Annotated in this window: 12 protein-coding genes; all 12 read right to left on the reverse strand. The window is 71.9% G+C overall.

Features of this window, described 5'->3' with window-relative positions; genetic code table 11:
* Positions 1–12: 12 nt before the first annotated feature.
* The 12 genes from LQ327_RS04395 to LQ327_RS04450 are packed head-to-tail and all read right to left on the reverse strand — an operon-like array spanning position 13 to position 14,291.
* Complete coding sequence (locus tag LQ327_RS04395) at positions 13–1,668, reverse strand: complex I subunit 4 family protein (RefSeq protein WP_230730312.1); 1,656 nt, start codon at positions 1,666–1,668, stop codon at positions 13–15.
* Entirely contained in the window at positions 1,665–3,689 is a 2,025-nt protein-coding gene (gene nuoL, locus LQ327_RS04400; protein WP_230730313.1) for an NADH-quinone oxidoreductase subunit L, read from the reverse strand. The genes LQ327_RS04395 and nuoL overlap by 4 nt, the downstream gene beginning before the upstream one ends.
* Positions 3,690–3,699: 10 nt before the next feature.
* Positions 3,700–3,999, reverse strand: coding sequence for an NADH-quinone oxidoreductase subunit NuoK (nuoK, locus tag LQ327_RS04405; protein WP_230730314.1), 300 nt, complete (start codon positions 3,997–3,999; stop codon positions 3,700–3,702).
* On the reverse strand, positions 3,996–4,805 hold the full coding sequence (locus tag LQ327_RS04410; RefSeq protein ID WP_230730315.1) for an NADH-quinone oxidoreductase subunit J: 810 nt from the start codon (positions 4,803–4,805) through the stop codon (positions 3,996–3,998). Before LQ327_RS04410 ends, nuoK begins: the two co-directional genes overlap by 4 nt.
* The gene (gene nuoI, locus LQ327_RS04415; protein ID WP_230730316.1) at positions 4,802–5,428 is read right to left on the reverse strand and encodes an NADH-quinone oxidoreductase subunit NuoI; all 627 of its coding nucleotides are present in this window, start codon (positions 5,426–5,428) and stop codon (positions 4,802–4,804) included. The genes LQ327_RS04410 and nuoI overlap by 4 nt, the downstream gene beginning before the upstream one ends.
* Entirely contained in the window at positions 5,428–6,753 is a 1,326-nt protein-coding gene (gene nuoH / locus LQ327_RS04420) for an NADH-quinone oxidoreductase subunit NuoH (RefSeq protein ID WP_230730317.1), read from the reverse strand. The genes nuoI and nuoH overlap by 1 nt, the downstream gene beginning before the upstream one ends.
* Positions 6,750–9,437: an NADH-quinone oxidoreductase subunit G gene (locus LQ327_RS04425; protein WP_230730318.1), complete on the reverse strand. Its 2,688-nt coding sequence runs from the start codon at positions 9,435–9,437 to the stop codon at positions 6,750–6,752. Before LQ327_RS04425 ends, nuoH begins: the two co-directional genes overlap by 4 nt.
* Before the next feature lies 1 nt (position 9,438).
* Positions 9,439–10,800: an NADH-quinone oxidoreductase subunit NuoF gene (gene nuoF / locus LQ327_RS04430; RefSeq protein WP_230730319.1), complete on the reverse strand. Its 1,362-nt coding sequence runs from the start codon at positions 10,798–10,800 to the stop codon at positions 9,439–9,441.
* On the reverse strand, positions 10,797–11,552 hold the full coding sequence (nuoE, locus tag LQ327_RS04435) for an NADH-quinone oxidoreductase subunit NuoE (protein WP_230730320.1): 756 nt from the start codon (positions 11,550–11,552) through the stop codon (positions 10,797–10,799). The genes nuoF and nuoE overlap by 4 nt, the downstream gene beginning before the upstream one ends.
* Complete coding sequence (locus LQ327_RS04440; protein WP_230730321.1) at positions 11,549–12,916, reverse strand: NADH-quinone oxidoreductase subunit D; 1,368 nt, start codon at positions 12,914–12,916, stop codon at positions 11,549–11,551. The genes nuoE and LQ327_RS04440 overlap by 4 nt, the downstream gene beginning before the upstream one ends.
* Entirely contained in the window at positions 12,913–13,731 is an 819-nt protein-coding gene (locus tag LQ327_RS04445) for an NADH-quinone oxidoreductase subunit C (RefSeq protein ID WP_230730322.1), read from the reverse strand. The genes LQ327_RS04440 and LQ327_RS04445 overlap by 4 nt, the downstream gene beginning before the upstream one ends.
* Positions 13,731–14,291 (reverse strand): NuoB/complex I 20 kDa subunit family protein, encoded by a 561-nt coding sequence (locus LQ327_RS04450; RefSeq protein ID WP_230730323.1) that lies wholly within the window; start codon positions 14,289–14,291, stop codon positions 13,731–13,733. Before LQ327_RS04450 ends, LQ327_RS04445 begins: the two co-directional genes overlap by 1 nt.

The raw sequence follows: 14,291 nt of genomic DNA on the forward strand, positions 1-14,291 counted from the left end.
TCACGGTGGGCATCATCGGGCGACTCCGTTCGGGCCGACCGGGTCGGCGACCCCGACCTCGCTCATGGTGGCGGAGACCGCCGGGTTGATGACGTTCAGCACCGGCTGCGGGAAGAACCCGAGCAGGAAGATCAGCAGGACGAGCGGGGCGAGCACCCCGATCTCACGTCCGGACAGGTCGCCGAAGCGGGCCCGACGGCGGGCGTCGGCGTCGTCCTCGAGCATGTCGCGCAACCCGCCGTCGGTGGGCTCGAACGCGACGGCCGATGCCGCTCCGGGTCCCCCGCCGAGCACCGCCTCGCCGCGCAGCGGGCCGGTCATGGTGCGCTGGAAGACCCAGAGCACGTAGAGCGCGGCGAAGATGATCCCGACGGTCGCGATCACGGTGTAGACGGGTTCGCGTGGCCAGGCGCCGAGCAGCACCAGGAACTCGGACACGAACGAGTTCGTGCCGGGCAGCGACAGCGTCGTCAGGCCCGCGACGAGGAACAGCCCGGAGAGGACCGGGGCGATGCGCCCGACGCCGCCGTAGTCGGCGATCCGGCTCGACCCGCCGCGGGCGGCGAGCATGCCGACGACGAGGAAGAGCATCGCCGTCGAGATGCCGTGGTTGACCATGTAGAGCGCCGACCCGGCCAGCGCCTGCTGCGAGAACGCGAAGATGCCGAGCCCGATGAACCCGAAGTGGGCGATCGAGGTGTAGGCGACGAAGCGCTTCATGTCGGTCTGCATCGCGGCGAGCAGCGCCCCGTAGATCACGCCGATCACCGAGAGCACGAGGACGAGCGGCGCGAGGGACTGCGAGGCCAGCGGGAACAGCGGCAGGCAGTAGCGCAGGAATCCGAAGACGCCGACCTTGTCCAGGACGCCGACGAGGATGACGCCGCCGCCGATCGGGGCCTCGGCACCGGCGTCGGGCAGCCAGGTGTGCAGCGGCACCAGCGGCGCCTTGATCGCGAACGCGGCGAAGAAGCCCAGGAAGAGCGGGATCTGCGTGGACAGCGGTAGCTGTGCGGCGAGATGCTGCAGCGTGGCCCAGTCGAAGCTGGCCTGGCCGAGCCGGGTCCCGCTCGCGACGTAGATCCCGATGACCGACCCGAGCATGATCAGGCCGCCGAGGAACGAGTACAGGAAGAACTTCACGGCCGCGTACTGCCGTCGGGCCCCGCCGAAGCGCCCGACGATGAAGTACATCGGGACGAGCATGACCTCGAAGAGCACGTAGAACAGGAAGACGTCGGTCGCGGCGAACAGTGCGACCAGCACCCCCTGCAGCGCGAGCATCAGCGCGACGAAGCCGCCGGCGCCGCGCCCGTCGGGGAACTTCTCCGCGGCGGAGGTGAACGCGGTGTAGGCGATCACGATCGGCACCAGCACCGCGAGCAGCGCGATCATCGCCAGCGCGATGCCGTCGAGGCCGAGCGCGAACCGGGTGCCGAACGCCGGGATCCAGGCGACCGAGATCTCGCCCTGGAACCGGGTCGGCGCCGAGGGCACGAACATCGCCCACACGACGCCGACGAGCACCAGCTCGACGAGCGAGACGACGAAGCCGATCGCCTTCGCGGCGGCGTCCCCGCCCGGGGACCCGCCGCCGCGCACGAGCACGCCGCAGACCGCCGCCCCGACGAGCGGGAGCAGCACGAGGATCAGGACCAGGGCACTCACGGGAGCGTCACCGCCAGCAGTGCCGCGACGAGCACGAGGGAGCCTCCCAGCATCGTCAGCGCGTACGAGCGCACGAATCCGGTCTGGGTGCGCCGGGCCCGGCCCGAGGCACCGCCGAGCAGCGCGGCGGTGCCGTTGACGGCGCCGTCGACCCCCCGGTTGTCGAGGTAGACCAGCGCCCGGGAGAGCCAGAGGCCGGGGCGGGCGATGAGCCCCTCGTTGATCGCGTTGGCGTAGAGGTCCGCGCGGGCCGCCCGCACCGGCCAGGAGACCCGGACCGGGCGCTCGACCGGGACCGGCTTGCGCCCGACCGTCAGGTACGCGGTCCCGGCGCCGAGGATCATCAGCACCGACGCGATGCCGGGGACGAGGCCGGTCGGGATGACGGCGTCGGAGACCTCGCGGACCGGGCCGATCGCAGGCTCGAGCCAGCCGCCGAGACGCTCCCCGATGACGAGGAACGCGCCCGCGCCGACCGAGCCGATCGCCAGGATGATCATCGGCACCGTCATCGAGGCCGACGACTCGTGCGGGTGGTACCCGTGCTCGTGACCGGCCGCAGGGGCCTGCGGCGGCGCCTCGCTCTCCGCCGCGACGTCCCACGGTGCCCGCCGCGGCGTGAGGTCGCGCCACCGCTCGGCGCCGAAGAAGGTCATGAGCATCAGCCGCGTCATGTAGAACGCGGTCAGCCCCGCGGCCAGCAGCGCCGCCCCGCCGAGCAGCCAGCCGCGCAGCGGTGAGCCGCCGAGCGAGGCCTCGATGATCATGTCCTTGGTGTAGAAGCCGGACAGGAACGGAAAACCGATCAGGGCGAGGTATCCGAGGGTGAACGTGGCGAACGTGATCGGCATGTGGCGCCACAGCCCGCCGAAGCGCCGCATGTCGGTCTCGTCGGCCATCCCGTGCATCACCGAACCGGCCCCGAGGAAGAGCCCGGCCTTGAAGAAGCCGTGGGCGAGCAGATGCGCGAGGCCGGCCGCGTAGCCGATCGGGCCGAGGCCCACCGCCAGCATCATGTAGCCGATCTGGCTGACCGTGGAGTACGCCAGGACCTTCTTGATGTCGTCGTAGGCGCACCCGACGATCGCGCCGATCAGCAGCGTGATCGCCCCGACGATCGTCACGACCAGCTGGCCCGCCGGGGCGAGGTCGTACAGCGGGTGCGTGCGGGCGACGAGGTAGACCCCGGCGGTGACCATCGTGGCCGCGTGGATCAGCGCCGACACCGGGGTCGGGCCCTCCATGGCGTCGGGGAGCCAGGCCTGCAGCGGGAACTGACCGGACTTGCCGCATGCGCCGAGCAGGAGCAGCAGGACGACGGCGGTCACCGTGCCCGTCGACATCTCCCCGGCCCGGGCGAAGATCTCGGTGTACTGGGTCGTGCCGAACTGCTTGAACAGGATGAAGATCGCGAGCGCCAGGCCGACGTCGCCGACGCGGTTCATCAGGAACGCCTTCTTCGCCGCGCTCGCCGCGAGCGGGCGGGCGACGTAGAAGCCGATGAGCAGGTACGACGCCAGGCCGACGCCCTCCCACCCGAGGTAGAGGGTCAGGAAGCCGTTGCCCAGGACCAGGATCAGCATCGACGCGACGAACAGGTTGAGCATCGCGAAGAACTTGCGCCGGTGCGGGTCGTGGCTCATGTAGCCCACGGAGTAGATGTGGATCAGCGAGCCGACTCCGGTGATCAGCAGGACGAACGTCAGCGACAGCGGGTCGAGGCGCAGCCCGAACTCCACGGTGAGCGATCCGGAGCCGAACCACTCGTAGAGCGGCAGGTCGCGGACGCGCTCCTCGCCGGGCAGGGCGAGGGCACCGAAGAACAGCACCAGGCCGTAGACGAACGACAGCACCACCGTCGCCACCCCGATGAGGTGGCCGAACCGGTCGGTGCGACGCCCTCCGAGGAAGAGCACCAGTGCGCCGAGCGCAGGCAGCGCGACGAGGATCCACGCAGCGGATCCGGCGCCGGACGCGGGGCCGACGGGCGGCAGCGCGTCTGCCGCGAGCAGGGTGTGCATCCGGCTCCCGTCAGTACTTGAGGAGGTTCGCGTCGTCCACCGAGGCGGTCCGTCGCGTGCGGAAGATGGACATGATGATCGAGAGGCCGACGACGACCTCCGCGGCCGCGACGACCATGACGAAGAACGCCATGACCTGGCCGTCGAGCGAACCGTTGATGCGCGCGAAGGTGACCAGCGAGAGGTTCACCGCGTTGAGCATGAGCTCGATGCACATGAACACGACGATCGCGTTGCGCCGCACGAGCACCCCGACGGTGCCGATGGCGAACAGGATGGCGGACAGCAGCAGGTAGTTCGTGGGGCTCACGCCTGGCTCCCCTGGATCTCGCCCTGGCCGTGGTGGGCCTCGTGGTCACGCGCGTGCTGGTCGTGCTCGTCGCCCGCGTGGGCGAGCTCGGCGGAGTGGCCGAGCCGCTCGCGGGCGGTCGCCTCGATGATCGAGGAGAGCGACTCCGGGGCGATCGAGCCGTCGGGCAGCAGCGCCGGGGTGGCCACCGAGTCGCCGGTGGCGAACACCCCGGGCCCGGAGCGGGAGCCCTGCTTCTCGAGCGGGCCGAGCAGCCGCTCGGTCACCCGCTCCCGCTGGGTGATGACCTTGGCCTTGGCCCGCCCCGCGAACGTGTAGACCATCGCCCCGAGCGCCCCGGTGATGATCAGCGCCGAGGTGAGCTCGAAGGCGAGCAGGTAGCGCTGGTAGATCAGCAGGCCGAGGTTGCCGACGTTGGAGCCGGGCGCGGGCCCGGTCGCCAGCGGCACCACCACCGAGTTCGCCACCGCGCCGAGGAGCAGCGCCGCGAACCCGATGCCGAGGATCGCGGCCGCGACCCGCTGGCCGCGCAGCACCTCGACGACGGAGTCCGACGCGTCCCGGCCGACCATCATCAGCACGAAGACGAACAGCATCATGATCGCGCCGGTGTAGACGATGATCTGGGTGAAGCCCAGGAACGGCGCGGACTGGACCATGTACAGCCCGCCGAGCGAGAGCATGGTCAGCACCAGCCACAGCGCGGAGTGCACCGCGTTGCGGGCGAACACCATCCCGAGGCCGCCGGCCAGGGCGATCGGCCCGAGGATCCAGAAGGCGACGGCCTCGCCGGTCGAGGTGGTCATCCCTCGCTCCTCTTGCTCACGGGGCCCTTCCCGACCAGGGCGGCACCCGGCTCGACGTTCGCCCCGGCCCGGTTGTCGGTGTCGAGGTCGTGCTCGCCTGCCTGCTCGAGGCCCTTGCGCGCCATCTCGGGGCCCTGCACGTAGTAGTCCTGCTCGTCCTCACCGAGGCGCATCGGGTGCGGCGGCTGCTCCATGCCCGGCAGCAGCGGGGCCAGCAGCATGTCCTTGGTGTAGATCAGGTCCTGGCGGTCGTCGTCGGCGAGCTCGTACTCGTTCGTCATCGTCAGCGACCGCGTCGGGCACGCCTCGATGCAGAGCCCGCAGCCGATGCAGCGCAGGTAGTTGATCTGGTAGATCGCGCCGTAGCGCTCGCCCGGGGAGAAGCGCTCCGCCTCGGTGTTGTCCCCGCCCTCGACGTAGATCGCGTCGGCGGGGCACGCCCAGGCGCACAGCTCGCAGCCGACGCACTTCTCGAGGCCGTCGGGATGCCGGTTGAGCTGGTGGCGGCCGTGGTAGCGCGGCGCCGTCACCTTCTTGACCAGCGGGTACTCCTCGGTGACCACCTTCTTGAACATCGTCGAGAAGGTGACCCCGAAGCCCGCGATGCCGTCGAACATGCCCATCAGGCGTCCTCCTTCTCCGGCGAGCCCGAGCCGACGGCGGCCGTCTCCTTGGCCTCGGGGACCGACCGCCGTCGTCGTGGCGGTGGCGGCGGGACGGTGAGGTCGAGCGGCGGCACCGGGTAGTCGGAGACCACGGTCGGCTCCTCCGGTGCCTCGTCGGCCGGCTTGCGGTCGGGCAGCAGCACCGCGACGACGATCGCCACGACCAGCACGACGAAGCCGATCAGCAGCACGACCGGCGCGGACACCGTGCCGTACTGGACGCGCAGCACGCGCAGCGCGGAGACGGCGACGATCCACACCAGGCTGACCGGGATGAGGATCTTCCAGCCGAGCCGCATGAACTGGTCGTAGCGCTGGCGGGGCAGCGTCCCGCGCAGCCAGATGTAGACGAAGAGGAACACGAACATCTTGGAGATGAACCAGATGATCGGGAACCAGCCCTCGTTCGCGCCGGCCCACAGCGACAGCGGCCACGGGGCCCGCCAGCCGCCGAGGAACAGCGTCGTGGCGACCGCGGAGAGGGTGACCATGTTGACGTACTCGGCGAGGAAGAACAGCGCGAACTTCAGCGACGAGTACTCGGTGTGGAAGCCGCCGACCAGCTCGGACTCGGCCTCCGGGAGGTCGAAGGGGGCGCGGTTGGTCTCGCCGACCATCGAGATCGCGAACACCACGAAGCTCACCGGGAGCAGCCAGATGTACCAGCCGGACGCCTGCGCGGCGACGATGTCCGCGGTCGAGAGCGATCCGGCGTAGAGCACCACACCGATGATCGACAGGCCGAGGGCCAGCTCGTAGGAGATGACCTGGGCGGCGCTGCGCAGGCTGCCGAGCAGCGGGTACGGCGAGCCGGACGCCCAGCCCGAGAGCACGATCCCGTACACGCCGACCGACGAGCACGCCATCGCGACGAGCACACCCACCGGCAGGTCCGCGACCTGCAGCGCGGTGTGGTGGCCGAAGATCGAGACCTCGGGGCCGAGCGGGATGACCGCGAACGCGACGAACGCGGGGATCGTCGAGATCACCGGCGCGATGAAGAAGACCGGGAAGTCCGCCAACGTCGGGCGGATGTCCTCCTTGAACGCCAGCTTCAGCCCGTCGGCCAACGACTGGAGCAGACCGAACGGGCCGTTCCAGTTCGGGCCGGGGCGCTGCTGCATCCGGCCGACCACGCGCCGCTCGAGCCAGATCATGAACAGCGTCATGAGCAGCAGCAGCGCGAAGACCACGACGACCTTGATGATCGTCAGCCAGAGCGGGTCGTCCGCCAGCAGCGCCTGGGTGTAGCCGGGCGTGTTGGGGGGTGGGAGCGGGTTCACTGCTGGTCTCCCGACTCGGTGTACTCGACGGCGGCGGCCGGCGGCATGGCGCCCACCGGCACGGCGCCCGTGGCGACGGGGTCCGGTTCGGCGGTGCGGGGCCCGGTCACCAGCACCGGGCCGCCGTGGCGCAGGCCCAGCCCCGCGAGGGTCGTGACCCCGCCCGGACCGGGCACGTGCGAGGGCGCCCAGACGACGTTCTCCGGGAGGTCCGCGAGCTCGACGACGAGGTCGAGCACCGGGCCGTCCGGCGTCGCGTGCCGCCCCGGGTCGGCGGCCGTCTGCAGGCGGGCCGGTTCGCCGGCGACGAGGCCGAGCCGCTCGGCCGTCGCGGCGGCCACCCGCAGGCGGACCGGCCGGGCGGTGCCGGGCAGGTCGGGCTCCTCGGCGAGCATGGCGCCGCCGTCGAGGAGCTCGCGCCAGGTGGCGAGGCGCGGACGGGTGGAGCCGGCCGTCCGGTCGTCCGCGGTCAGCGACGGGGCGTGGCCGACGTCGGGCCGGGTGGCCGGCGTCGAGGGGGTCACCGCGACGGTGCCCAGCTCGGCGAGCTCGGCGGCCGCCGCGGCCGGGGTCTGGGTGAACAGGTCGACGTCCATCTCGACGGCGAGCGAGTCCAGCACCCGGCAGTCGGGCAGCGTGACCGCCGCCGTCCCGCCGACGCGCCCGGAGCCGCCCTGGCCGGGGTCGATCGTCGTCCCGAACTCCCGGTCGCGGCCCTCCCAGTTGCGGTAGGTGCCGCTGCGGTTGACCGCGGGGGCCACCGGGAGCACGACGTCGGCGTACCCGCTGGCCTCGGAGAGCACCTGCTCCAGCGAGATCACGACGTCGGCCTCGGCCAGCGCCGCGCGGGCGAGCGCGGGGTCGGGCAGGTCGGAGAGCTCCAGGCCCCCGACGACGAGCCCGGCGAGCGTGCCGTCCGCGGCCGCCCGCAGCATCGCGGTGGCGTCGCGGCCGGGGGTCTCCGGCAGCGCGGGCACTCCCCAGATCTCGGCGACGGCCTCGCGGTCGGCCGCGTCGGTGACCCGGCGCGACCCGGGCAGGAACGTCGGGAGCGTGCCGGCGTCGACGCCGCCGCGCTCCCCCGCCCGGCGCGGCACCCAGGCGATCCGGGCGCCCGTCCGGGACCCGAGCCCGGCGACCGCGGTGAGCAGCCCCGGGACCTCGACGGCCCGCTCGCCGACGAGGACCACCGCGCCCGGCTGGGCGAGCGCGTCGGCCACGTCCTGCGGCAGCGCGTCCAGGGCGGCCGGCTCGTCCCCGGGGGCGACCCGCACCAGGTGACCGCCGGTCCGGGTGACCGCGGGGGTCGTCCAGGACCCGACGTGGACCACCCGGGTGCCGTGGCGGGAGGCCTTGCGCAGCCGCAGGTAGACGATCGGCGACTCCTCCTCCGGCTCGAAGCCGACGCACAGCACGGTGCGGGCGGCCTCGAGGTGGGCGTAGGAGACGTGGCTCGGGGCGACGCCCGCGACGTGGCCGGCGAGGAAGTCGAGCTCCTCGTCGGAGTGGGCGCGGGCGCGCTGGTCGACGTCGTTGGTGCGCAGCGCGAGGCGGGCGAACTTGGCGTAGGCGTAGGCGTCCTCGACGGTCAGCCGGCCGCCGGGCAGCACCCCGACACCGCGCTTCGGGTCGCCCTCGACCTCGACGCCGTCGTCACCGACGAGGACCCGGCCGGGACCGTCGCCGTCGCGCGCGGCGGTCAGCAGGGCGGCGGCCCGCTCCAGGGCCTCCATCCACGAGACCGGCGCGAGCTCGCCGTCGTCGCCGCGGACCAGCGGCTGCAGCACCCGCTGCGCCGAGGTCGGGTAGCGGAACGCGAAGCGGCCCTTGTCGCAGAGCCACTCCTCGTTGACGTTCGGATCCTCGCCGGCGAGCACGCGGGTGACCCCGCCGCGGCGCCAGTCCCGGCGGGTGGAGCACCCCGACGCGCAGTGCTCGCACTTGCCCGGCGTCGAGACCAGGTCGAAGGGGCGGCTGCGGAACCGGTAGGACGCCGAGGTGAGCGCCCCGACCGGGCAGATCTGGATGGTGTTGCCCGAGAAGTAGGACTGGAAGTCCTCGCCGTCGCCGAAGGCGGTCTCCTCGGTGCCGATCTGCTGGTGGGCACCGCGCTCGAGCAGCTCGATGAACGGGTCGCCGGCGATCTGCTCGGAGAACCGGGTGCAGCGCTGGCAGAGCACGCAGCGCTCGCGGTCGAGCAGCACCTCGTCGGAGATCGGCAGGGGCTTCTCGAACGTCCGCTTGTGCTCGTGGAACCGCGACTCCGGCCGGCCCGAGGACATCGCCTGGTTCTGGAGCGGGCACTCGCCGCCCTTGTCGCAGATCGGGCAGTCGAGCGGGTGGTTGATGAGCAGCAGCTCCATCACACCCTGCTGCGCCTTGTCGGCGACGGGCGAGGTGTGCTGGGTCTTGACGACCATCCCGTCGGCGACGGTCATCGTGCAGCTGGCCTGCGGCTTCGGCATCGGCCGGCCGCCCATCTCCACCTCGACCAGGCACTGGCGGCAGGCGCCCGCCGGGTCGAGCAGCGGGTGGTCGCAGAACCGGGGGACGACGATGCCGAGGCGCTCGCAGGTCCGGATGAGGATCTCGCCCTTCGGCGCGTCGACGGTCTGCCCGTCGATCGTCAGCCGGACGTGACCCTCGGGGACCGGGGGCGCTTCCTGCTCTGGCGCTTGCGTCATGTCAGTGCGCTCCGGCGAGAACTCGGGCGTTGTCGGTGCCGGCCGGCTGTTCCTGACAGAGATCCAGGAACTCCTGCCGGAAGTACTTGATGCCGCTGGTGATCGGCGAGACGGCGCCGTCGCCGAGGGCGCAGAACGACCGGCCGAGCACGTTGGAGCAGACGTCGAGCAGGGTGTCGATGTCCTCCGGCGTGCCCTGGTGGGCGTTCATGCGCTGCAGGATCCCGGCGAGCCAGTAGTTGCCCTCGCGGCACGGCGTGCACTTGCCGCAGGACTCGTGCTCGTAGAACTCGGTCCACTTCATGACCGCCCACGGCACGCTGACGGTCTCGTTGAAGATCATCAGCGCGGTGGTGCCGAGCATGGAGCCCGCCTCGGCCGCGCCCTCGAAGTCCAGCGGGACGTCGAGGTGCTCGGCCGTGAACAGCGGCGTCGAGGATCCGCCCGGCGTCCAGAACTTCAGCGGGACGCCGTCCTTCATCCCGCCGGCCATCTCGAGGAGCTGGCGCAGCGTGGTGCCCAGCGGGGCCTCGTACTGGCCGGGGTTCTCGACGTGCCCGGACAGCGAGTAGATCTTCGGGCCAGGTGACTTCTCGCGGCCCATCGTCCGGAACCAGTCCTTGCCGCCCGCGACGATCGACGGGACCGTCGCGATCGTCTCGACGTTGTTGACCACCGTCGGCGCCGCGTACAGGCCCGCCGTCGCGGGGAAGGGCGGCTTGAGACGGGGCTGGCCGCGGCGGCCCTCGAGCGAGTCGAGCAGCGCGGTCTCCTCGCCGCAGATGTACGCGCCCGCGCCGGCGTGCACCACGATGTCGAGGTCGAACCCGGTGCCGTGGATGTCCGTGCCGAGGTGGCCGGCCTCGTAGGCCTCGCGGACCGCCCAGTGCAGCCGGCGGATGGCGTGCACGACCTCGCCGCGGACGTAGATCGCGCAGAAGTTCGCGCGGATCGCGTAGCTGGTGATGATGCAGCCCTCGATGAGGCTGTGCGGGTCCGCCATCATCAGCGGGACGTCCTTGCAGGTACCCGGCTCGCCCTCGTCGGCGTTGATGACGAGGTACTTGGGCTTGAACTGCGGGGCGTCCTTGGTGGCCTCGGTCGGCTCCTCGCCCGGCTTGGGCTGCGGGATGAAGGACCACTTCATGCCCGTCGGGAAGCCGGCGCCGCCGCGGCCGCGCAGCCCGGCGTCCTTGACCAGCGTCACCAGGTCGGCCGGGTCGGTGGCGAACGCGGTGTCGAGCGCCTCGTAGCCGCCGAGCTCGGTGTAGTGGCGCAGGGTCCACGACTCGGGCAGCAGCCAGCGCCGCGTCAGCACCGGGGTCAGCGGGGCCGGGCGGTAGCTCTCCGGGGCCTCGGTCATGACGCACCTCCCTGCAGGGTCGCTCCGGAGTCCCGGTCCCCGGGTTCCGGCATCGGCGGCGCGTGCCAGCCGCGTTCCTCGGCGAGCCGGGCGCCCGCCAGCGTCGCCGTGTCGGCGCTCGGGCCGGCGTTGGCCGCCGCGCCGCCGAGCTCGACCTCGTCGAAGAACCCGGCGAGCAGCAGCTCGATGCGCCGGAAGTCGGTCAGCGGGGCGCCGCGGGTGGGATGCGGCTTCTCGCCGCGCTGCAGCGCGTCGATGATCTCGCGCGCGCTGTCCACGGTCTGCCGGTCGAAGAACTCGTAGTCCACGGTCAGCACCGGGGCGAGGTCGCAGGCGGCGAGGCACTCGGCGTGCTCGATGGTCAGCGAGCCGGGCTCGCCGGGGGTTCCCGCGGTCTCCTCGTGCCCGATCCCGCCGAGCCGCTCGCGGACCGCCGCGTAGATGTCGTCGCCGCCCAGCGCCGCGCACAGCGTGTTGGTGCAGACGCTGACCAGGTGCTCGCCGACCGGTTCGCGCTTGTACATCGTGTAGAACGTCGCGACCGCGGAGACCTCGGCGGGCGTGATGTCCAGGACCTCGGCGCAGAAGGCCACCCCGGCGCGCGAGACGTGGCCCTCGACGTGCTGCACGAGGTGCAGCAGCGGCAGCAGGGCCGATCGCGGCTGCGGGTAGCGGGCGACGATCGCGGCGGCCCGCTCGCGCTGGCCGTCGAAGACGCCGAGGTCGAGATCGGACGACTCGGTTGTCGTCATCGGTCGCAGCCCCCCATCACCGGGTCGAGACTCGCCAGGGCCGCGATGACGTCGGAGACCATTCCGCCCTCGCACATCGCCGGCGCGGCCTGCAGGTTGACGAAGCTGGGGTCGCGCAGGTGCACGCGCAGCGGGCGGGTGCCGCCGTCGGAGACCAGGTGCGCGCCGAGCTCGCCGCGGGGCGACTCGATCGGCACGTAGGCCTGGCCCGGCGGCACCTTGAAGCCCTCGGTGACCAGCTTGAAGTGGTGGATCAGGGACTCCATCGACTGGCCCATGATCTTGCGGACGTGCTCGAGCGAGTTGCCCATGCCGTCCGCGCCGATGGAGAGCTTCGCCGGCCAGGCGATCTTCGCGTCCTCGACCATGACCGGGCCCGGCTCGAGCGCCTCGACGCACTGCCGGATGATCCGCAGCGACTGGTGCATCTCCTCGACCCGCAGCTTGTAGCGGGCGAAGGAGTCGGCGGCGTTGTCGGTCGGGACCTCGAACTCGTACTGGTCGTAGCCCAGGTACGGGTCGATCTTGCGGAGGTCCCAGGCCAGGCCCGCGGAGCGCAGGATCGGGCCGGTGACGCCGAGCGAGAGGCACCCGTCGAGGGGCAGGTAGCCGATCCCGACGAGACGCTGCTGCCAGATCGCGTTGCCGGTGAGCAGCTGGTGGAAGCCGGGCAGGCGCCCGTCCATGACGTCGCAGAACTCGAGGATGCGCTTCTCGGCGCCCTCCGGGAGGTCCTGGACGACGCCGCCGGGCCGGATGAACGCGTGGTTCATGCGCAGCCCGGTGAGGAACTCGAGCAGGTGCAGGACCTCCTCGCGCTCCCGGAAGCCGTTGGTCATGCCGGTGAGTGCGCCCAGCTCCATGCCGCCGGTGGCGAGCGCGACCAGGTGCGAGCCGATCCGGTTGATCTCCATGAGGAGCACCCGGATGACCTGGGCCCGCGTCGGGACCTCGATGCCGAGCAGCCGCTCGGTCGACATGCAGTAGGCGGTCTCGGTGAACAGCGGCGCGAGGTAGTCGCACCGGGTCACGAAGGTGACGCCCTGGGTCCAGGTGCGGTACTCGCAGTTCTTCTCGATCCCGGTGTGCAGGTAGCCGATCACCAGGCGGCAGTCGGTCACCGTCTCGCCGGCGATCTCCAGGACGAGGCGCAGCACGCCGTGGGTCGAGGGGTGCTGCGGCCCCATGTTGATGACGATGCGCTCGTCACCGGTGGTCTCGCTCAGCAGCTCGTCCCAGTCGCCGCCGGTGACCGTGTAGACGGTGCCCTCGGTGGTCTCGCGGGAGGACGCGGCGTACGGGTCGGGCGTGGCGGGGTCGGCGACGGTGGGGTCGGTGCCGAGGCCCGGCTCGAGCGTGCTCATGTGTAGGCCCTCCGCTGGTCGGGCGGCGGGATCTCGGCGCCCTTGTACTCGACCGGGATGCCGCCCAGCGGGTAGCTCTTGAGCTGCGGGTGGCCGTTCCAGTCGTCCGGCATGAGGATCCGGGTCAGGCTCGGGTGGCCGTCGTAGACGATGCCGAACATGTCCCAGGTCTCGCGCTCGTGCCAGTCCGCCGTGGGGTAGATCGACACGAGCGACGGGCAGTGCGGGTCGTCGAGCTCCAGGCAGACCTCGAGGCGCAGCCGCCGGCGGTAGGTCATCGACAGCAGCTGGGTCACCGAGTGCAGCTGCTGCGGGACGCCCTCGCCGTAGTCCACCCCGGACACCCCGGAGCAGAACTCGAAGCGCAGCGCCGGGTCGTCGCGCAGCGTCCGGGCCAGCGTCGGGAGGTGCTCGCGGGCGACGTACCAGGTCATCTCGCCACGGTCGACGGTCACCTGCGGGACGGCCGCGTCGAACGTGGTCACGCCCCCCTCGTCGAGGGCCGCGGCGGTCTCGTCGACGACCTCGTCGAACCAGCCGCCGTAGGGGCGCTCGGCCGGGGCGGGCGCGTAGGCCGGCAGCCGCAGGCCGCCGAAGCCGGACGTGTCGCCGGAGCCGGAGATGCCGAACATGCCCTCGCGCGAGCGGCCGGTGACCGTCGGGGCGTGCGGGCGGTGCTGCTCGGTCGGGCCGAACGCGACGGCGCTGCCGGTGGCCGCCTCGCTCTCGGGGGTGCCGGGGGTGGCGCCGGTCGGTCCGCTGGCCCCACCGGCACCGGTCGGTGGGACGCCGGGCTGCTTGTCGTCGTCGGGCATTACTTCTCCCGCCCGTACTTCACGGACGACGGCAGCAGCTCGAGCTTCTCGCCCTGCGCCCGGCGCTCCGCGGCGAGCTCGGCACGCACCGGTCCGAGCGGCTCGTGCTGGATCTTCTGGTGGAGCTTGAGGATCGCGTCGATCAGCATCTCGGGCCGCGGCGGGCAGCCCGGCAGGTACATGTCGACGGGGACGACGTGGTCGACGCCCTGCACCACCGCGTAGTTGTTGAACATCCCGCCGCTCGACGCGCAGACGCCCATGGCCAGGACCCAGCGGGGCTCGGCCATCTGGTCGTAGATCTGGCGCAGGACCGGGGCCATCTTGTTGGTGACGCGGCCGGCCACGATCATCAGGTCGGCCTGGCGGGGGCTGGGGCGGAAGACCTCCATGCCGAACCGGCCGAGGTCGTAGCGCGGGGCACCCGAGGTCATCATCTCGATGGCGCAGCAGGCGAGGCCGAACGTCGCGGGCCACAGCGAGGCCTTGCGCGTCCAGTTCACCATCCCCTCGACGGTGGCCAGCAGGATGCCGTTGGGCAGCTTCTCTTCGAGTCCCAT

Origin of the sequence: Actinomycetospora endophytica, assembly GCF_021026375.1 — a bacterium.
Taxonomy (GTDB): Bacteria; Actinomycetota; Actinomycetes; order Mycobacteriales; family Pseudonocardiaceae; genus Actinomycetospora; species Actinomycetospora endophytica.

Excerpts from the sequence above, each read along its gene's own strand:
- nuoL (WP_230730313.1), bottom strand. The coding sequence starts at position 3,689 with ATGCACACCCTGCTCGCGGCAGACGCGCTGCCGCCCGTCGGCCCCGCG.
- LQ327_RS04410 (WP_230730315.1), bottom strand. The coding sequence starts at position 4,805 with ATGACCACCTCGACCGGCGAGGCCGTCGCCTTCTGGATCCTCGGGCCG.
- nuoI (WP_230730316.1), bottom strand. The coding sequence starts at position 5,428 with ATGGGCATGTTCGACGGCATCGCGGGCTTCGGGGTCACCTTCTCGACG.
- LQ327_RS04425 (WP_230730318.1), bottom strand. The coding sequence starts at position 9,437 with ATGACGCAAGCGCCAGAGCAGGAAGCGCCCCCGGTCCCCGAGGGTCAC.
- nuoF (WP_230730319.1), bottom strand. The coding sequence starts at position 10,800 with ATGACCGAGGCCCCGGAGAGCTACCGCCCGGCCCCGCTGACCCCGGTG.
- nuoE (WP_230730320.1), bottom strand. The coding sequence starts at position 11,552 with ATGACGACAACCGAGTCGTCCGATCTCGACCTCGGCGTCTTCGACGGC.
- LQ327_RS04440 (WP_230730321.1), bottom strand. The coding sequence starts at position 12,916 with ATGAGCACGCTCGAGCCGGGCCTCGGCACCGACCCCACCGTCGCCGAC.
- LQ327_RS04445 (WP_230730322.1), bottom strand. The coding sequence starts at position 13,731 with ATGCCCGACGACGACAAGCAGCCCGGCGTCCCACCGACCGGTGCCGGT.
- LQ327_RS04450 (WP_230730323.1), bottom strand. The coding sequence starts at position 14,291 with ATGGGACTCGAAGAGAAGCTGCCCAACGGCATCCTGCTGGCCACCGTC.